Source organism: Nocardia thraciensis (genome assembly GCF_054782435.1).
Map to the genome: position 1 here is coordinate 78,905 of NZ_BAAGSM010000018.1, position 18,812 is coordinate 97,716.

Below are 18,812 nucleotides of genomic sequence, written 5' to 3' on the forward strand. Positions count from 1 at the left end.
TCATCCCTGGCACCCCTCGACGATTCGGGCGAAGCACAACCAGTTGTCGGGGAACAGCCACGGGAGGCCGACCTCGCCGTAGGGGCCGTTGCCGAAGGCATTGTTGAACTGCCGCAACGACACCGGCATGATCTGCAGCATTCGGTCCAGATTGTCCTTGTTCTTCTGCAGGCCCTCGGCCATGGTGTTGAGCTGCTCGATCGTCGGGCCGAGCTGCCCCTCGTTCTCCGCGCCGATCTCCTGCAACTGCCTGGTCAGCCCCGCGACGTTGTCGAGCAGCTGGCGCAGCAGCGCCTGCCGCTCCATCACGCGGCCCGCGATCGCCTGGCCCTGGGTGATCACCAGCAACACGCTGTTGCGGTTGTCACCCAGGATCCGGGTGACGCGATCCAGATCCTTCAGCAACTGGTCGACCTGGTCGCGGCGGTCGTTGATGGTCTTGGCGAGAGCGCCGACGCTGTCGAGCGCCTGGGCGGTCAGCTGCGGCGCGCCGTTCATCTGATCGCCGATCACCTTGAACGACTCGACCAGCTTCTCGGTGTCCAGGCCCTCGAGCTTCGGCGTGCCGGTCCCCAGCACGTCGTACGGAACCACCGTGTTGCTCTTGGGGATCCGCTCGATCTCCGGGCCGGAGCCGTCGCCCGGCTCCAGGGCGATGTAGCGGTTGCCGAGCAGAGTCGACAGTTTGATCGAGGCCTTGGCGTCGGAACTCAGCTTCACATCGCTGTTGATCTGCAGGGTCATCAGGACGTGGTCGCCCTCGATCTTGGCGGCGGAGACCTCGCCGACCGGAACCCCGGACACATCGACCTTGTCACCGACCCTGAGACCCGCCGCCTGCGCGAACTCGGCCTTCACGTCGTGGGTGCCGACACCGAGTTTCTTGTAGCCGGTGGAGACGATCAGCAGCACGACGATCAGCGCCGCACCGATGATGCCGAGCCAGAAGTAGCGGTTGTTGTCGAAGCGGTTCTTGATTGTCGTCATGGTCGGCACACCGCCGAGTGCGAGTGCCCGCCGATCTGCGTGAGCAGGCCGCGGGGGAGCAGGACGTTGTACAGCGAGACGTCCAGGCTGCACACATAGGCGTCGGCGTACGCGCCGTTCTGCGTGAACCTGCCGATATCGGCGAGGATGGACGGGAAGTCGACGGCCGCCTGATCGAGCCTGGCGCCGTTGTCGAGCAGCAGCGTGAGCGCGTCCCGGGTGGACCGTTGCGCGGTCGCCAGCTTCGGCTGCACGTTACCGACCATATTCACCAATCCCGTTGTCGCGTCCGCGATCTGCACCGTGGACTGCTGCAGGGATTGGCCCTGCTCGTACAGCCCGCCGATCAATGCGCGGGTCTGGGTCACCAGCGTCTCCAATTCGTCGCCCCGCTTGGCCAGCCCCTGCATCGTCGCCGACAGGTTCGTGATCACGTCGGCGAGAATGGCGTCGCGGCGCTGGAAGTCCCCGGCCAGCGCCGCGGCCTGGGTGAGGAAGGTGCTCAGCGACACCCCGTCGCCCTGCATCGCCATGACGAAGGTATTGGACAGGTTGTTCACCTGCTCGGGTTGCAGCACGTCGAACAGCGGCTGGAATCCGTTGAGCAGACCCGAGATATCGAACGACGGCTCGGTCTGATCGATCGGGATCGAGCCGTTGTTCCGCAGCGGCGACGCGTCGCCCTTGGTGCCCGGCGCCAGCGCCAGATACCGCTGCCCGATCAGATTCTGGTACCGGACAAGGGCTTTGGTGTTGCCGAACACCGTCTGGTTGCGCTGCACCACGAAAGTGACCTTGGCATCGTGCTGCTTGTCGAGTTCGATTTTCTTGATCTTGCCGACTCGCACGCCGGCCATCCGGACGTCGTCGTTGACCCGCAGGCCGAGCACGTCACCGATGGTCGCGGTGTAGGTGTTGGTGGAACCGGAGACGCTGCGCGCCAACGTATTCCACACGACGACCGTCACCAGGATCGACACGATCGCGAAGATCCCGAAGCCGATCAGCGGTTTGCGAATGCTCATCGGCTCTCACCACTTTCGGTGACTTGCAAGGTTCCACCCCTCAGGATCGAGCTCAGCAGGAGATATTCGGCGGTGGTGGGTTGGCGACCGAGCAGCGCGCTGACGGCGGCGTCTCCGGTGTAGGACCCGGCCGCGATCGGACCGGCGGCAGGATGCCGCGCGGGCTGGTCGCTCGCCGCGGGGGCGGGCGGCGGCGCGGGCTGCGGAGCCGGGGCGCCGGGGAAGAACGGCGCGAACAGTCCACCCAGCGGCGTACCCGCGAACGGGTTGGCCGGGCCCGGCGCCGGGGCCGCCGCCGGAACCTCGGGCTGACCGGTGGTGGCGCCCAGGATGTCGGGCAGACCCGGCATCGGCGCCACCGGCGGCAGACCCTGTGCGGAATCCAGCGCGCGCGGCTTCATCGAATCGGGCAGCGGCGGGAGTTCGGCCACCAGCGGCGCGGTCGCACAACTGGGCGCGGCCATCTCGCCGTAGCGCGGGCAGTCCGACCGGTCGTACGGCTTGTAGGGGGTGAACGTAATGCCCATGTTCCACACCATCTGGCGCTGTGGTCCCCAGTGGAAGGTCGTGGCCAGAGCGCGGACCGAGGTGTTCAGGCTCGCGATCGCCTGCGGAATGGCCTGGGGGTTGTCGGACATCGCGCCGAACATATCGCTGGTGCCGACGGTGATCTCCTTGCCGAGATCCGGGTTGCGCGCGAACAGCGCGTTGACCTTGTCGACGGTTCCGGAGGTTCCGGCCAGCAGATCGACCAGTTGCTGCCGCTTGTCGACCACCGTCTGCGCGGTCTTCACCGAATCCGCCAGCACCTCCATCAGTTCCGGCGCCGACTGGTTGAGCGCGTGGAACGACGAGGAGAAGTCATCGAACGTCTGGTCCACATTCGGCACCGATGAGCGCACCTGGGTCAGCCAGTTGTCCAGCCGTTCCACGGTCGAACCCGGCATCCGGCCCGTACCTTCGAGCGAATAGGACAGGGTGCTCAGCACCCGGCCCAGTTGCATCGGGTCGATCTTGTTCAGGATGGTGCGGACGGTGGTCAGCGTGTCCTGCAGCGCGATGGTGCCCTGGCTGCGATCCTCGGGGATCTCCGACCCCGCGTGCAGCGACGCGGTATCGGGACCGTTGTAGAGCAGTTCGACGGCGGTGACCGCGAACAGGTTGCTCGGAATCACGCGCGCGGTGACATTGGCCGGGATGTCGCCGATGTACTCCGGCTTCATCTCGATATTCACCTGCTGCAGTTCGCCCTTGGCCGCCACCGAGACGTCCTTGACGACACCGACCAGCACGCCGCGGAACTTCACGTCGGCGTTTTCCGGCAGTCCGTCGCCGGTCGTCGTCATATTCGCGACGACATCCACCTTCGGATGCATGATCTTGCCCTGGTAGCGCGCCATCAGGAACGCCAGCACCAGAGCGAATACCACCAGCCCGCAGGCACCGGCGATGAGCAACTGCCGCATCGTCGGTCCGCGGCCACTCGGATCGATGATCATCGTCTGCCCCCTACCCCGAGATCCTGATGCCCGGGTTGATACCCCAGACGGCCAAGGTGATGAACAGGTCCGCGAAGACGACGGCGATGATGCAGTACTTGATCGCCCGCCCGGCGGCCACGCCGACACCCTCCGGACCACCGGAGGCGAAGAACCCGTAGTAGCACTGGATGAACGTCGTGATCGCCACGAACACCATGGCTTTCAGCAGCGACCAGAGCACATCCCCCGGGATGAGGAATTGGTAGAAGTAGTGCTGGAAGGTCCCGGCCGCGGTACCGCCGACCAGCTGCACGGTCAGCGAGCAGGAGATGTAGGCGAACGGCAGCGCCAGGCAGTACAGCGGGACGATCGCGATCATCGCGGCGATCATCCGGGTGCTCACCAGATACGGCAGCGGCCGGATGGCCTGCGATTCCAGCGCGTCGATCTCCTCGGAGATGCGCATGGCGCCCAGTTGCGCGGTGAACCGGCAGCCCGCCTGCGAGGCGAACGCCACCGTCGCCAGCATCGGCCCGAGTTCGCGCGTGGTAGCGAAGGCCGAGACCGCGCCGGTGATCGGCCCGAGCCCCAGTAGGTCCAGCGAGTTGTAGCCCTGAATGCCGACGGTGATACCGCCGAACGCGCTCAGGATGAGCACCACGCCGATCGTTCCGCCGCCGACGACGATATTTCCGTTTCCCCAGGTGACATCCGAGAGCAGACGCCACACTTCCTTCGGATAGTGCTTGAACGCCAACGGCATCGACCCGATCGACCGCAGGAAGAAGAACACCTGGTGCCCGATCCGCGCGAGCCAGTCGCGCGGGGCGGTGGCGGATGACCGGATCCGCTGGAAGGGCCGCAGCAGCGGCGGTACATACGTTGACGACACCGACTCAGACCATCTGTGAGGGGAACAGGGTGTTGTAGATCTGCGTGATGATCAGATTCACACCGAACAACATCACCGCGGACAGCACCACGGCGGTATTCACCGAATTGGCGACGCCACCCGGGCCGCCGCGCGTGTTGAGCCCGGAATCGCATGCGATGATCGCCGCGAGCAGGCCGAAGATCAGCGACTTCACCAGCGCGGCAAGCAGATCCGCGACAACGGCGAACGAGGAGAAGGTGCCGATGTAGGAACCGGGCGTACCGTTCTGGGCGAAGACGTTGAAGATATAGCCGGTCACGAAGCCCACGAAGACGACGAAGCCGCACAGCAGCACCGACACCAGCATGGCCGCACCCAGCCGCGGCGCGACCAGCCGGCGCAGCGGGTCGACGCCCATCACCTTCATGGCGTCGATCTCCTCGCGGATGGTGCGCGAGCCGAGATCGGCACAGATGGCCGAGCCGACCGCGCCGGCGATCATCAGCGAGGTGACCAGCGGGGCGCCCTGCTGGATGATGCCCAGGCCGTTGGCGGCGCCGATGAACGAGGTCGCGCCGACCTGTCCGGCGACCGAACCGACCTGGATCGAGACGATGACGCCGATCGGGATCGCGACCAACAGCGTGGGCGCGGCCGCGACCGAGGCCATGAAGGCGCACTGCCGGACGAACTCACCGAACGGGAAGCGCCGACGGAAGATGGCGATGAACAACTCGGCGACGGCCGCGATGCCCATGGTGATCTGGCGACCGAAGGTCTCGAGCGAACGCTTGGGATGGTCCTGCCAGTACGCCTTGGTCCAATCGACCGCCCCACTCATCCGTGACCCTGCCGGCGGACTGTTGGTGAACTGCACTGACTAACCCCTCTCGACGCCGGTTACCCGCCCCGACGACTGTTTGCCTGACGCACCTTACTACGGAGTTAGAAAAAACACACCACAATGTGTGGCCACGGTCATAGACCCAGATCACGCCCGTCATAAGGCTGTGATCGGCGACATACCGTTGGGGCAAATCACAATGACAACGTTGGCGTTCTAGAACGAGTTACAGGTTTTGAACCGGCGACCAGCTTTGCCGCTTCCGATTAATTTCCCGGATTGAATTAGTCGAAAACCGCGGTTCGATCCGCAAGTCCTCATAAGCGTATCCGCGCGGGCGCGCGCGACGGCGTCACCGCGGCCCGGGTGTCGCCCCGCCGCGACGCGCCGGTCACGAGGGGGAACCCGGGACCCGGCCGACCCGGCCGTAACGGCGCTGAGATCCACCCCGATCCGGCAAACGGGACGCCGATACGAGGCGCGCCTGGGCCCGAATACTGACAGGATGTAGTACTACAAGGCTGATATCGTGCGGGCTTCCGACGTCTGGAGGGACATGTTCAACAAACTCGCCAAGGTGGCTCAGGCCGCCTTCGCCGTCGTCCTGGGTACGGCGCTGCTCGGGACGGGCGCGGGAGTCGCGCACGCAGATCCCGGCGTCGTCATCGGGGGCGGCTCCGGAATCATCATCGACAACCAGTTCGAGTGCACCGTCACCACCATCGGACGCGACGGCGCGGGTCGGCTGGTCGGGCTCACCGCGGGGCATTGCGGCGAGGCGGGTTCGCAGGTGTGGTCCGAGCACGATCGCGGCGCGGGCGTGATCGGCCGGTTCGCCTACTCGAATCACGAACTGGACTACGCGGTCATCGAGTTCGAGCCCGGCAAGGTCGTCCCGGTCAACCGGATCGGCAACGTCACGATCACCGGCCTCGGCGCGCCCGCGCAGTTCCCGATGATCGCCTGCAAGGAGGGCCGCACCACCGGCAATACCTGCGGCATCACCTGGGGCGACATCTTCCAGACCGATGAGACCTGGACCCAGATGTGCGTCGTGGAGGGCGATTCCGGCGCGCCCGTGGTGGTCGGGAACACCCTGGTCGCCATGGTGAACGCCTACCTCGCCGTGGCCTGCTTCGGCCCGGAGGTCGGCACCAACATGACGGCCATCATGGACGATATGAACGGACGCGGCCGGGCGGGCGCGGGCTACGCCCCGATCTGACGGGCGCCCGCCGGAAGACGAACCGCGGGGCGGTGAGGACAATCCTCACCGCCCCGCGCCATGTCCAGGCCAGCTCGCGGTATCAGTTGCCCGTCGCCCGGTCGGACAGGCTGGGCTGGATCGCCGGGCCGCTGACCGCGGCGCAATTCGGCAGGCAGTCCACGCTGACCTCCGCCGCGCGCGGCCTCCGCCGCGCGCCGAGCAGCGCCGCCGCCACCACCGCGCCGACGACCAGCAGGCCCGCGCAGATCCGCATCGCCACCGTGAATCCGTGGTCGAGCGCCGCGGCGTTCTCGATCGATCCGGAGATCCCGGCCAGGCCGGGCAGCGCGGCCACCGCGAGCAGCTGCGCGGTGCGGGCCACGGCATTGTTCACTCCCGAGGCGATACCGGCCTCACCCGCGGGCACCGCGCCCAGCACCGCACCGGTCAACGGCGCGACCAGCGCGGACAGCCCCAGACCGAACACCACCACCCCGGGCAGCACATCGCGCAGATAGCCTGCGACGCCCGACGACTCGGGCCCGATGCGCAGCAGCAGCAGGACACCGGCCGCGGCCAGCAGCGGCCCGGCCGTCATCGGCAGGCGCGGGCCGTGCTCCTGCGCCCACCGCCCGGCGCGCGCCGAGAGCAGCAGCATCAGCACGGTGACCGGCAGCGTCGCCACGCCCGACAGCAGCGGGGAGTACCCGGCGACCTGCTGCAACTGCAACACCAGCAGGAAGAACACACCGCCCAGCGCCGCGTAGACCGCCAGCGTCACCAGGTTGGCCGCGGTGAAGATGCGACCCGAGCGCGGATCGCGCCGCGCCGCCGACGACGCGCCCACCGGCTTGCCGGTGAACAGCGCGGGCGGCACCAGCGGGTGGTCACTGCGCACCTCGATGACGACGAAGACCCCCAGTAGCGCCGACCCGGCGATCGTCAACAGCGGCAGCGCCTGGATCAGCCCGAACGTCAGCGCGCCCAGCGCGACCGCGACCACCAGCGCACCCGGCACGTCCAGCCGGTCGGAGGCATCGGGATCGCGGCTCTCGGGCACGTGCCGCACGGCCACCGCGACTACCACCGCGGCCAGCGGCACGTTGATGAGGAAAATGGAGCGCCAGCCCGCCACCTCGATCAGCCAGCCGCCGAGAAAGGGTCCGAGCGCACCGGCGACACCGCCGAACCCGGACCAGAGGCCGATCGCCGCGCCCTGATCGCGCTCATCGATGGAGGCCGAGATCAGCGCCAGGCTGCCGGGCGTGAGCAGGGCGCCGGCCACGCCCTGCAGGACGCGCGCCAGCACCAGCATCTCGATATTCACCGCCGCCCCGCACAGCACCGACGCGACGGCGAAACCGATTGTGCCCCAGACGAAGACCCGACGGCGGCCGAGCCGGTCGCCGAGCGAGCCGCCGAGCAGGATGAACGAGGCCAGAGTGAGGGTGTATCCGCTGAGTGTCCATTGCAGACCGGACACCCCGGTGTGCAGGGACTCACCGATGCGAGGCAGCGCGATATTGACGACCGTCGCATCCAGTGCGGCGACCGAGGAGCCGAGGACGGTGGCCAGCACGATCCACCGGCCGGTCACCGAACTCAGCCGCGGCAGCTCTGTAGTGCTCACCCGCCATACGCTACGGCGAGCCGGTCCGCGCGGCGGGATTTCGATTCGTCACATGTCTTGCACGCAGACCACGAAACGTCGCTGGTGGTAGACGAATCCGTCGCTGTGGCAGGCGTCGACGCTGTCGGTGTTCTGCAGAATGCGCAGGACCCGCACCCCCTCCACGGCCGATCCGGCACAATCCACCCGCTTGGTGTCGTTACCGGCGATATCCATGCAGCCGCCGACCACCCAATCGCGGTCCAGGCACAGGGCGCCGGTTTCCTGGCCACGCCGACTCTCGTAGTAGACGCTGTCCGCATCGGAGACGCACTGGTCGGAGGTCGGCGCCTTGCCCACGACCCGGTAGTTCGACTCGGGGCTGCCGCACACCGCCTTCTCGATGGTCGCGTCCTCGTTCGTGCCCCCCAGCGCCACGCAGTCACCTATCTCGGCCCGGAAGTCGACGCTGCCGCCGGTGGTGGTGGGGGACGGGGTGGTCGGCCGCGCCTTTCCCGAGGTCGGCGCCGAGGTGGTCGCGGTACCGGTCGCGGCCGGGCCGGTGTGGGCCGCCCGTGGGTTCCCGCTGACGGTCGAACCGCAGGCGGCGAGCCCGGCGACGGCGGCGATCGCCAACACTGGCAATACGATCCGCACCGGAATCCAAGCGTGTGCCAAGGCATCCTCCCGAGCCGTCCTGCTTCGAACTCGCGCGGAGGATTTCGAAGTCGCACCGATCGCGGGCCATGCTAACGACCCATCGATCGTACTGCGCACCGCCGCGGTGGTGTGATCCGTCACGAACGGCCGCGCGTCGACGCCGGATTCGGCGTTCCAGCAAATGATCTGAGTATGGTGAGGGTGTCGGCCTGAAGGGAGTTCTCCGTGAAGCTGATCAGCGCAATCTTGTGCTCGGCGACGGCGGTCGGAGTGTGCGCCTGCGCCGCGGGGACCGCCTCGGCAACCGACGTGCATTGCGACTCCGCCACAGGTGGGGACGTGACGATCGTCGACGGTCGGACCGCCTGCCGTGCCGCCGCGGACTCCGGCCACGCCCGTGCCGCCGGCCTCGACGGCGTCGGATACGCGCGGGCCGCCGCGGGGGCAATCGCCTTGGGGGTCGGGGCATCCGGCGGCGTCGGGGCCAGCCAGGGCGTGACCGGCGTGCCGGTGGCCATCGGTCTCGGCCCGGACGCCTACGCGCTGACGTCGATCGGCGCTGCTCCGGGCGGTGACCGGGTCGGGATCACGGTGGCGATGAGCGGCTCCCGGGCGCAGTTGGATTCGCAGGAGCACGCGGTGGTCTGCCTGGGGTCGGCGGCGCTCGCCTGGGATTCGCTCAGCGGCAACGGCTGCCTGGCGACGCCGGTGGGGCTCTGGCACACCGCGTCGTCCGCGTTACCCTGACACGCACAGGATCTGCCGCGGCGCAGCGGCGTCAGGAGGGGCGGCGAATGGTCGCGACAGTGCCGTATTCCGGGGGCGAATCCGCCCCGGCAACAGGGCAGATGGTGATCGATCCACGCTTCGTGCCCGTCGTGCACAGATTCTTCCGGATGTTCGCCCGGCCCGTGCGCGGCGGCGGCGCCTTCGCCGTCTATCTGCACGGCCGCCCCGTGGTCGACGTGTGGACCGGCTGGGCGGCGCCCGACCGGCGCTGGCAGCGCGACACCGTGGCGCTGAGCTTCTCCACCGGCAAGGGCGTGGCGGCGACGCTGCTGCATCGACTCGCCGAACGCGGCCTCATCGACTACGACGCGCCGGTGGCCGACTACTGGCCCGAATTCGCCGTGCACGGCAAGGACGCGATCACCGTGCGGGACGTGCTGGCTCATCGCGCCGGGCTGCACCGGGTGCGGGGGCTGGCCGCGGCCACCGACGGCATTCTCGACTACGACGCGATGGTGGCGGCCCTGGCCGACGCTGTCCCCGACCCGCGGCGGCCGCAGGCCTCCGGCTATCACGCGGTGACCTTCGGCTGGCTGGTCGCCGAGCTCGTGCAGCGCGTGACCGGCGACGACTTCACCGAGGTGCTGCGCCGCGAGATCGCCGAACCGCTGCGGACCGAGGAGTTCTGGTACCGGGTGCCGGAACCCGAGCGGCATCGCATCGCCCGCACCTTTCCGCGCCTGCGCGTGCCGGGAATGCGCTGGGACACCGCCTCCGCCGTGCTCGCGCGCTCCCGCGCGCTGGGCGCCGTCGCCGAGGCCGGGATGCCCGCCGGGCTGGACGCGCTGATCGTCGATCCGCGGGTGCACGACGCGGTGATGCCCGGGTTCAACGGCGTGTTCTCGGCCCGGGCGCTGGCGCGGATGTACGGCGCGCTGGCCAACGGCGGGCGGCTGGCCGCGGACGCGCCGACGCACGCCACCGACGACACGCCGCTGCTGCGGCCCGAGACGATCGCGGTGGTCAACCGGCTGCAGCGCACCGAACATCGCGATTACGTGCTCGGGGTGCCGACGCCGTTCACGCTGGGATATCACCGGCCCCCGATGTTGTCGCGCCGCCCGCCGCGAAAGGCCTTCGGCCACTACGGGGTCGGCGGTTCCGGCGCCTTCGCCGATCCGGACTCGGGCATCGCGGTCGCCTTCGTCACCAACCGGCTCGGCAATTCGCTGACCACCGTGGGCGACGGACGACTCGCGCGCCTGGCCGGCATGGCGCACGCCGCCGCGGTGCTGGGCCTGTCCTAGCCCGGGTCCGGAAGCGGCCCGGGACGTCACCGTCACCGCGGTTATCGAACCGTGCGGGCCGGCCGATCGTATTCGTCCATATGGGTGCTGGGGCAACGGACGGCCGACCGCGGGCGCCGCGGTTGACCCTGTTGCATGCGCTGGCCGCGGGAGTCGACTTCGACCGATATTTCCGGTGGCGCCGGGCACGGGAGGGAGATCCCTTCTTCGTGCGATTTCCGGGATTCGGCATGGCGCTGTTCACTGGAACAAGTTCGGGCGCAAAGGAATTGTTGCGGGCCCCGGTCGAGATCCTGGAACCTCCGCTTCCGAATCCCATTGAGCCGCTTGTCGGTTCGTCCTCGCTGATTCTGGCCCGGGGGTCCCGGCACAAGCACGATCGCACAATATTGGCGCCCGCATTTCACGGTGACCGAATTCGGCGGTACGGCACCGTTATTCGCGATTCGACCGTGGCCGAACTGCTGGGCGACGGCACCGGCGCCGCCTGGCGGGCGGGGACCCGCGTCGATGCCCGGGTGGCGGCGCGCGCTATCACGCTGCGCGTCATCCTGACCGCGGTGTTCGGCCTGCAGGACCCCGCGCGGCGCGCCGAGTACACCGGGGCCGTCGTGGCGTTCCTGAACGCCTTCACCGGACCGCTGCTGCTCGTTCCGGCCCTGCGGCACAGCGCCTTCGGGCTCGCGCCGTGGGACCGGTTCCGGTCCGCGCGGGACCGGCTCGACCAACTGATCGCCGCCGATATCGCGCGCCGCCGCGACAGTGGCGAGACCGGGCCCGACGTCCTGGGCATGCTGCTGACCAGCGGCGACGGCATACGCGACGATACCGATCTGATCGACCAGTTGCGGACGCTGCTGGTGGCCGGGCACGAAACCACCGCCACCAGCCTGGTGTGGGCGCTGTTCCGACTGCACCGGAATCCGGCGGCGCTGCGGCGGCTGCGGGCCGAACTGCACGACGCGGGCGATCGCCTCCAGCCCGACGAGACCGCCCGGCTGCCGTACCTGGACGCGGTGTGCCAGGAGACGCTGCGGCTGCATCCCCCCGTACCGATCGTGCTGCGGCGGCTGACCGGGCCGTTCACACTGTCCGGCGTGGAACTGGGCGCGGGCGACACCATGGGGATCTCCCTGCCGCTGCTGCATTCCGACCCAGGCGTCTGGGGCGAGCCGGACGCATTCCGCCCCGAGCGCTTTCTCGAGCGCCGCTTCGGGCCCTTCGAACTCGCTCCCTACGGCGGCGGCCACCGGCGTTGCGCGGGCGCGGCACTGGCGGATTACGAGCTGCGCGTGGTGCTGGCGACGGTGCTCGCCCGGGTGGAGCTGGCGCTGCCGCCACGCTCCGCGCGCGGCCGAATTCCGCTGGCAGTACCGCACAACATCGCCACCGGGCCACGCACCGGAATCACCTTCGACATCGTCTCGGAATGTCCACGATCCGCCAGTGTCGAGTGATTTGCATCACAATGATGTTTGCTGAGGTATCGGTGTTATTTTCAACCTCGGTCCGCACCGGCAAACCCGACTCGCCGATGCGAACGGCGCAGACGTCGCGCGGGGCCGGTCCGCCGCCGACCGGGTGACGCGTCGCACACCGGTTGGTTGATCTTCATAACTGCCAGAAGGCAATTGGCGCCCGACGGCGTGAGATGTAGTAATGGATGCCGGGTTGGGGCACGACATATCTTCCTGCTCGCGTGTCTGCGTGCGAAATGAGGATGGAGAGGACGAACGGCTGTGCGCACCACTACGTGTCGGAGATCCGGCCGGGAGGCGACCCGAATCATGAGAATCGGAGTCCTATCGCTGGCGGCGGCGGCCGCCGGAGCGATCGCCTTCGCCCCCGCCTCGGCCGCGCCGCTGTGGCCCGGCGGCCCCGAGGTCGGCGCCCCGGCCGCGGTTCCGCAGCCGCAGCCCGAGCCGGGCGCGGCACCACTGAAGAACCCGCCGGCGTTGCCGCCCGCCAATTTCGCCGCCCCGAACATCGGCCCCGGCGACGGTGAGGTCGTCGGCGTGGCGCAGCCGATCATCGTCAACTTCAAGGAGCCGGTCGGCGACCACGCCGCCGCCGAGAAGGCCATCCGGATCACCTCCAGCAACCCGACGCAGGGCCACTTCTACTGGTTCGGTGACAAGCAGGTGCGCTGGCGGCCGGAGAACTTCTGGCCCGCCAACTCCGACATCACCGTCGAGGCGGGCGGCACCAAGGTGGCGTACAAGATCGGCGACGAGGTCGTCGCCACCGCGGACGACACCACCCACACGATCACCGTCACCCGCAACGGCGAGGTGATCCGGGAGATGCCCACCTCGATGGGCAAGCCCAAGCACGAGACGCCGAACGGCACCTACTACGTCGGCGAGAAGAACCGGAAGATGATCATGGACTCCTCCACCTACGGGGTCCCGACCACCGATCCGGAGGGCTACAAGCTCGAGGTCGAGTACGCCACCCGCCTGTCCAACAGCGGCATCTTCGTGCACTCCGCCCCGTGGTCGGTTGCGCAGCAGGGCGTTTCGAACGTCAGCCACGGCTGCCTGAACGTCAGCCCCGCGGATGCCCAGTGGTTCTTCGAGAATGCGCAGAAGGGCGACCCGGTCGTCGTGCAGAACTCCACGGGCGACTTCAGCGCCAGCGACGGCATGGGCGACTGGAACTGATCCCGGCCAAAAGCGTGCCGGGATAGTAGATGAGAGTCCACGTGCCGGGATAGACGGCAAGGTTCGAACGGCCCACCTGTGGTGGGCCGTTCGGCATTCCGGCATGCACCGACAGTTCAGGGACCGGGCATCCTCAGTTAACCGTTCGGCTGCCCGTGGCCGTCAAGCTGCGGCCGTGCGATCTCGGCCCGAACGAGTGCTGCCGTGGCCGCGCGGCCGTGGCGTGCGGGGGCGGCCCTGGAGCGACTACGCGCTGTTCGTCGTGCTGGTGGCGCCGAATCTCGTGCTGCTCGGGCTGTTCGTCTTCCGGCCGCTGGGCGATACCGTCCGGATGTCGTTCACCGATCGGACGCTCTCCGATCCGGCGGCGAGCTATCTCGGCCTCGCGAACTACCGGGAGTGGTGGGGGCGCGACGATTCCTGGCAGATCGTCACCAACACCGTCGTTTTCACGCTGGCCGCCGTGGTCGGCAGCCTGGCACTGGGCCTGGCCCTCGCGCTGCTGCTGAATCGGAAGCTGTTCGGACGCAACGCGATCCGTTCGGCGATCTGCGCGCCGGTCGTGATCTCCGGCGCGGCCGTCGGGGTGGCGTTCCAATTCCTCTTCGATCCCGGCTTCGGCCTGGCGCAGGATCTGCTGCGGCGCCTCGGAGTGACGGATGTGCCGGACTTCTACCAGAATTCGCACTGGGCGATGGTCATGGTCTCCGTGACCTACATCTGGAAGAACCTCGGCTTCACCTTCATGCTGTATCTGGCTGCGCTGCAAGGCGTTCGGCGCGAGCTGATCGAGGCGGCCGCGATAGACGGTGCGAGCCGGTGGATTACGGTCACGCGGGTGGTGCTGCCACAGTTGCGGCCGACCACGTACTTCCTCTCGATCACGGTGACGCTGAACTCGCTGCAGGTCTTCGACCTCATCAATGTGATGACCCGCGGCGGACCGGTGGGCACCGGCACCACCACGATGGCCTACCAGCTCTACCAGGAATCCTTCCGCAACTCCCGGGCGGGCTACGGCGCCACGGTGGCCACGGTGTTGTTCGTGATGTTGCTGATCGTGACGCTGCTTCAGGTCCGCGCCATGGATCGAGGTGACCGGTGAGCACGACCATCGTCGTGGCGCACTCGGCTTCCGACGTTGTACCTCTCGCCACGCACTGTCGGCGTCGGCGCCGAGCTGCCACCCTGCTCGGCTGTGCGGCGATGCTGTGCGTGCTGATCATCATCGGGGTACCGCTGTTCTGGGTCGTCGTCACATCCTTCAAGGCCCGCCCGGACATCTACACCCAGCCCGCGGTGTGGTGGCCGCACGGCTGGCATCCGGGCAATTACGCGGAAGCCACGACCGCGCAACCGTTCTGGACGTTCCTGCGGAATTCCCTGATCATCACCGCCCTCGTCGCCACGGTGAAGTTCGTGCTCGGTCTCCTCGGTGCCTACGGGCTGGTGTTCCTGCGTTTTCCGGGCAAGAATCTCGTCTTCCTGGTGATCGTCGCCGCACTGCTGGTGCCGAACCAGGTGACGGTGATCTCCAACTACGCGCTGATAGATCAGCTCGGCTGGCGAAACACCCTGCAGGGCATCATCGTTCCGCTGTGCGGCGTCGCCTTCGGCACCTTCCTGCTGCGCAATCACTTCCTGTCGCTGCCCGCGGAGACGATCGATGCGGCGCGGATCGACGGGGCGGGCCGGTGGCAGTTGCTCATCCGGATCGTGGTGCCGATGTCGGGGCCGGTGATGGCGGCCTTCGCGGTGGTCACACTCGTCAATGAGTGGAACGAATATCTGTGGCCGTATCTGATGGCCGACGATGCCCGGGTCGCCACCCTGCCGGTCGGCCTCACCCAGTTGCAGCACAGCGAGAATCCCTCGTTCACCAACTGGGGGCCGGTGCTGGCAGGCACGCTGCTCACGATGCTGCCCATGCTGGTGATCTTCCTGATCCTGCAGCGGCACATGATCAGAGGCCTCACCTCGGGTGCGATGCGGACCTGACGGGACCGATGAATCCGCGCGGGCCGTATCCCGCGAGGGTCTCCGGACCATGGCGATGGCGGGCAGGCTCGCCTACCTACCAGATCCGCACGCGCTCACCAGGTTCCAGATACAACGCGTCACCCGGCCCCACCTCGAACGCCTCGTGAAAGCCGTCCAGGTTGCGGACCACGCCGTTGCAGCGGAACTCCGGCGGCGAGTGCGGGTCGACCGCCAGGCGGCGAATCGCCTCCTCCTTGCGAGACTTGGCGCGCCACACCTGCGCCCAGCCGAAGAACACGCGCTGCAGACCGGTCAGCCCGTCGATGGCCGGAGGCTCGGCGCCCTCCAGGGAGATCTTGTACGCCTGCAGGGCGATCGAGAGGCCACCGAGGTCGCCGATGTTCTCGCCGATCGTGAATTCGCCGTTCACCGTGTGGTTGTCGGGCAGGTCCGCGGGCGAGAACCGGTTGTACTGGTCGATCAGCGCCTTGGTCCGCTTGCTGAACTCGGCGCGGTCGGCATCGGTCCACCAGTCGACCATATTGCCGTCGCCGTCGTACTTGCTGCCCTGGTCGTCGAAGCCGTGGCCGATCTCGTGACCGATCACCGCGCCGATGCCGCCGTAGTTGGCGGCGTCGTCGGCGTTCATATCGAAGAACGGCGGCTGCAGGATCGCCGCGGGGAAGACGATCTCGTTCATGCCCGGGTTGTAGTAGGCGTTCACCGTCTGCGGGGTCATGAACCATTCGTCGCGATCGACCGGGCCGCCGAGCTTGTTCAGGTCGCGGTCGTGCTCGGCGGCATAGCCGCTGCGGTAGTTGCCGACCAGGTCGGCTGGGTCGATCCGCACGGCCGAGTAGTCGCGCCAGCGGTCCGGGTAGCCGATCTTCGGGGTGAACTTCTCCAGCTTCGCCAGCGCGGCCCGCCGGGTATCGGGGCCCATCCAGTCCAGGTCGGCGATATTGCGCCGGTACGCCTCGGTCAGGTTGGCCACCAGCTGCTGCATGCGCTGCTTGGCCTCGGGCGGGAAGTGTTGCGCCACATACAGTTTCCCGACCGCCTCGCCGAGCAGATCCTGGACCAGCGACACCCCGCGCTTCCAGCGCTCGCGATTCTCCTGGGTTCCGGACAGCGTGCGGCCGTAGAAATCGAAGTTCTCCTCGACCAGCGCGGCGGTCAGATAGGCCGCCCGCGCCCGCAGCACCCGCCAACTCGCCCACGCCCGCCAGTCCTCCAGCGACTCCGACGCCCACAGCTGGGCGAAGGCGCGCAGGTAATCCGGTTGGCGCACCACGATTTCGGCGAACAGCTCCGGCCCCGGCCGATCGATTCCGGCGGCCGTCGCCGAAGACCAAGCGGCCCAGTCGAATTCCGGATGCTCGGCGGCCAGCGCGTCGAAAGTGGTGAGGTTGTAGCTCAATTCGGCGTCGCGGCGGCGCACCACATCCCAGTGCCCGGCGGCGAGCTTGCGCTCCAGCTCGAACACCCGCTCGGGGTCGTGCTCGATCCCGGCGAGGGCGAACATGCGCCCGATGTGCTCGACGTACTTGGTGCGGATCTCCGCGTAGTCGTCGCCGCGGTAGTAGGACTCGTCGGGCAGGCCGATGCCGGACTGGGTGAGCTGCACCAGGTAGCGCTGCGAGTTCTTGTCGTCGGTATCGACGAAGAACGCCACCGCGCCGCCGACGCCGACGCGCTGCAGCCGTCCCAGCAGCGCCGCGAATTCGGCGCGATCGGTCACGGCGCGGACCGCGGCCAGCTCGTCGGCGATCGGGGCCAGGCCCGCGGCCTCCACGGCGGCCTCGTCCATGAAGCTGTTGAACAGGTCCCCGATCTTGCGCTCCTCGCTGCCGGGCGCGGCGTCGGAGGCGGCGGCATTCTCGATGATCCGCTGGACGTCGAGTTCCGCCTGGTCGTACAGCGCCCGGAAGGCCCCGTCGACCGCGCGGTCGGCCGGTATCTCCGAGGTTTCCAGCCACTTCCCGTTGACGTGCGCGAACAGGTCGTCCTGTACCCGCACAGCGTCGTCGCGATAGGTCAGATCGATACCGGAGGGAGTCGTCACGTCGGAAGTCACGATCTCCAGTATGCCGACACGCGCGAGTGCTGGCCCGTCGCCACTCGCGCTGCCCGAGGGCCTACACGGGCATCGGGACCCGGTCGAACTCTCCCTCGCGCACGCCCGCGACGAATGCGGACCACTCGCCCGCGGTGTAGGTGAGCACGGTATCGCCGCAGCGCAGCGAGGTCTCACCTGCCGCGGCGGTCTCCGCGGCGAGGGGGGTGGTCGCATCCCCCCGGCCGCGCACGACGTCCAGGAAGCTCATCCATTCGCTCGCGGTGACGGTGATGACGGGCTCGTCTTCGGGGCGATGGGCCGGATTGCGCCGGAACTTGCTGTCTCGGATGAGCACCGCATCGCCGTCGAACCGGACCTCGACACACTGATTCCCGTTGTTGGTGCGGGTCGACGTGAACCAGCCGGTGGTCTCCGGCCGGTACCTGGCGGTTGACATGCGCAGGATTTTACACGCGCGCATGCTTTCTGATCAGCGCCAATGATTCAGTGCGACTGAGGGATTGGTCGAGCGCACGCACGTATGCGAACGCCAGATCGCGCACCTGCTCCGGGTTATCGACGGCGCCGCCGAATACCGCGCTCTCCGCCCAGGCGAAGGTCGGCAGGCTCTCACCCGCGAAGTCGAGCAGATGGAAGCTGGAGCCGCCGAGCACCGCGCCCGCCGGAGCGCTGAACGGGATCACCCGCATCTCCACGGAGTCGAGCTCCTCGAGCACATCCGCCAGATACTCCAGCTGCCCCCGCAGCACCTTCGGCCCGCCGATCTGCTGCAGCAGCGTCGCCTCGCTCATCACTGCGGTCAGCTCCAACCGATCGGGGCCGCGCAGCCGCTGCTGCCGCCGCATCCGCACCGCCACCAACTGTTCGACCTGCACCGGCCGGATCATCACATCGGCGCTGATCAGCGCGCGGGCGTAGTCCTCGGTCTGCAGCAGGCCCGGCACCACCAGACTGTCGTAGCTGCGGATGTACTCCGCGCCGTACTCCATGCCGTAGTAGCGCTGCAGCTCCAGGCCGATCAGCGCCGACGACTTGGCCCACCAGCCGCGGTCCTTACTGGCCCCCAGCAGCGTCAACAACTCGCCGCGCTCCTCGTCGTTCACCTCCAGCAGATCCAGCACGGGGCCGATCGTGTTGAGGGTGAGCACGCGCCGGCCCTTCTCGACGTGCGACCAGTTCGCCGGGGTGAAACCGACCCGCTTGGCGAACGTGGCCGAATCGAATCCGCGTTGTTCACGCAGTTCACGAAGGCGAAGGACCAATTCCCACCGGGCGACCGTCGGGGACAGGGGGGCCATGAGAGGCGATGGTACGCCGCGAGATTCGCGGGCGTGTGACTATTGTCATTTTAATTGCGCGACGATAC

The 18,812-nt window shown here is 68.0% G+C and carries 18 protein-coding genes; 7 read left to right on the plus strand and 11 right to left on the minus strand.

Annotation, left to right across the window (positions count from 1 at the left end; all coding sequences use genetic code 11):
• From ACYVLQ_RS09800 to ACYVLQ_RS09820, 5 genes are read right to left on the minus strand one after another with little or no spacing between them, the layout of a single operon-like run.
• Positions 1 to 987 carry an MCE family protein gene (locus ACYVLQ_RS09800; RefSeq protein ID WP_460697086.1) on the minus strand — a complete coding sequence of 329 codons (987 nt, stop codon included), beginning with the start codon at positions 985 to 987 and terminating at the stop codon, positions 1 to 3.
• Positions 984 to 2,012 (minus strand): MCE family protein, encoded by a 1,029-nt coding sequence (locus tag ACYVLQ_RS09805; RefSeq protein WP_460697087.1) that lies wholly within the window; start codon positions 2,010 to 2,012, stop codon positions 984 to 986. The genes ACYVLQ_RS09800 and ACYVLQ_RS09805 overlap by 4 nt, the downstream gene beginning before the upstream one ends.
• Positions 2,009 to 3,511 carry an MlaD family protein gene (locus ACYVLQ_RS09810; protein ID WP_460697088.1) on the minus strand — a complete coding sequence of 501 codons (1,503 nt, stop codon included), beginning with the start codon at positions 3,509 to 3,511 and terminating at the stop codon, positions 2,009 to 2,011. Before ACYVLQ_RS09810 ends, ACYVLQ_RS09805 begins: the two co-directional genes overlap by 4 nt.
• Positions 3,512 to 3,521: 10 nt before the next feature.
• Positions 3,522 to 4,385: an ABC transporter permease gene (locus ACYVLQ_RS09815; protein WP_460697089.1), complete on the minus strand. Its 864-nt coding sequence runs from the start codon at positions 4,383 to 4,385 to the stop codon at positions 3,522 to 3,524.
• Between the two features lie 4 nt (positions 4,386 to 4,389).
• Positions 4,390 to 5,208 (minus strand): MlaE family ABC transporter permease, encoded by an 819-nt coding sequence (locus ACYVLQ_RS09820; RefSeq protein WP_280268918.1) that lies wholly within the window; start codon positions 5,206 to 5,208, stop codon positions 4,390 to 4,392.
• A 559-nt stretch (positions 5,209 to 5,767) separates the two neighbouring features.
• Here ACYVLQ_RS09820 and ACYVLQ_RS09825 point away from each other — a divergent pair.
• Positions 5,768 to 6,436: a chymotrypsin family serine protease gene (locus ACYVLQ_RS09825; RefSeq protein WP_460697090.1), complete on the plus strand. Its 669-nt coding sequence runs from the start codon at positions 5,768 to 5,770 to the stop codon at positions 6,434 to 6,436.
• An 82-nt stretch (positions 6,437 to 6,518) separates the two neighbouring features.
• On the opposite strand, the gene ACYVLQ_RS09830 is transcribed toward ACYVLQ_RS09825, so the two are convergent.
• The 3 genes from ACYVLQ_RS09830 to ACYVLQ_RS09840 all read right to left on the minus strand — a co-directional run bounded on the left by ACYVLQ_RS09830 (position 6,519) and on the right by ACYVLQ_RS09840 (position 9,016).
• Entirely contained in the window at positions 6,519 to 8,048 is a 1,530-nt protein-coding gene (locus ACYVLQ_RS09830; protein ID WP_460697091.1) for an MFS transporter, read from the minus strand.
• 48 nt (positions 8,049 to 8,096) lie between these two features.
• Positions 8,097 to 8,672 (minus strand): LppU family putative lipoprotein, encoded by a 576-nt coding sequence (gene lppU / locus ACYVLQ_RS09835; protein ID WP_460697092.1) that lies wholly within the window; start codon positions 8,670 to 8,672, stop codon positions 8,097 to 8,099.
• A 152-nt stretch (positions 8,673 to 8,824) separates the two neighbouring features.
• The gene (locus ACYVLQ_RS09840; protein ID WP_460697464.1) at positions 8,825 to 9,016 is read right to left on the minus strand and encodes a hypothetical protein; all 192 of its coding nucleotides are present in this window, start codon (positions 9,014 to 9,016) and stop codon (positions 8,825 to 8,827) included.
• Between ACYVLQ_RS09840 and ACYVLQ_RS09845 the strand changes: the two genes are divergently transcribed.
• The 6 genes from ACYVLQ_RS09845 (at position 8,958) to ACYVLQ_RS09870 (ending at position 15,384) form a co-directional block, all read left to right on the plus strand.
• A complete protein-coding gene (locus ACYVLQ_RS09845) occupies positions 8,958 to 9,434 on the plus strand; it encodes a DUF6764 family protein (RefSeq protein ID WP_460697431.1) in 477 nt (158 codons plus the stop codon). The genes ACYVLQ_RS09840 and ACYVLQ_RS09845 overlap by 59 nt on opposite strands.
• Positions 9,435 to 9,481: 47 nt before the next feature.
• On the plus strand, positions 9,482 to 10,723 hold the full coding sequence (locus tag ACYVLQ_RS09850; protein ID WP_460697093.1) for a serine hydrolase domain-containing protein: 1,242 nt from the start codon (positions 9,482 to 9,484) through the stop codon (positions 10,721 to 10,723).
• Positions 10,724 to 10,845: 122 nt separating this feature from the next.
• Positions 10,846 to 12,180, plus strand: coding sequence for a cytochrome P450 (locus tag ACYVLQ_RS09855; protein ID WP_460697094.1), 1,335 nt, complete (start codon positions 10,846 to 10,848; stop codon positions 12,178 to 12,180).
• A 330-nt stretch (positions 12,181 to 12,510) separates the two neighbouring features.
• Positions 12,511 to 13,386, plus strand: coding sequence for a L,D-transpeptidase (locus tag ACYVLQ_RS09860; protein ID WP_460697095.1), 876 nt, complete (start codon positions 12,511 to 12,513; stop codon positions 13,384 to 13,386).
• A gap of 175 nt (positions 13,387 to 13,561) precedes the next feature.
• The gene (locus ACYVLQ_RS09865; protein WP_460697096.1) at positions 13,562 to 14,491 is read left to right on the plus strand and encodes a carbohydrate ABC transporter permease; all 930 of its coding nucleotides are present in this window, start codon (positions 13,562 to 13,564) and stop codon (positions 14,489 to 14,491) included.
• Positions 14,492 to 14,592: 101 nt separating this feature from the next.
• The gene (locus ACYVLQ_RS09870) at positions 14,593 to 15,384 is read left to right on the plus strand and encodes a carbohydrate ABC transporter permease (protein ID WP_460697432.1); all 792 of its coding nucleotides are present in this window, start codon (positions 14,593 to 14,595) and stop codon (positions 15,382 to 15,384) included.
• Positions 15,385 to 15,460: 76 nt separating this feature from the next.
• On the opposite strand, the gene ACYVLQ_RS09875 is transcribed toward ACYVLQ_RS09870, so the two are convergent.
• The 3 genes from ACYVLQ_RS09875 to ACYVLQ_RS09885 all read right to left on the minus strand — a co-directional run bounded on the left by ACYVLQ_RS09875 (position 15,461) and on the right by ACYVLQ_RS09885 (position 18,744).
• Positions 15,461 to 17,443 (minus strand): M13 family metallopeptidase, encoded by a 1,983-nt coding sequence (locus ACYVLQ_RS09875; RefSeq protein WP_460697097.1) that lies wholly within the window; start codon positions 17,441 to 17,443, stop codon positions 15,461 to 15,463.
• Between the two features lie 61 nt (positions 17,444 to 17,504).
• Positions 17,505 to 17,882 carry a DUF397 domain-containing protein gene (locus ACYVLQ_RS09880; RefSeq protein ID WP_460697098.1) on the minus strand — a complete coding sequence of 126 codons (378 nt, stop codon included), beginning with the start codon at positions 17,880 to 17,882 and terminating at the stop codon, positions 17,505 to 17,507.
• A 10-nt stretch (positions 17,883 to 17,892) separates the two neighbouring features.
• Positions 17,893 to 18,744: a helix-turn-helix domain-containing protein gene (locus ACYVLQ_RS09885; protein WP_460697099.1), complete on the minus strand. Its 852-nt coding sequence runs from the start codon at positions 18,742 to 18,744 to the stop codon at positions 17,893 to 17,895.
• Positions 18,745 to 18,812: the final 68 nt, after the last annotated feature.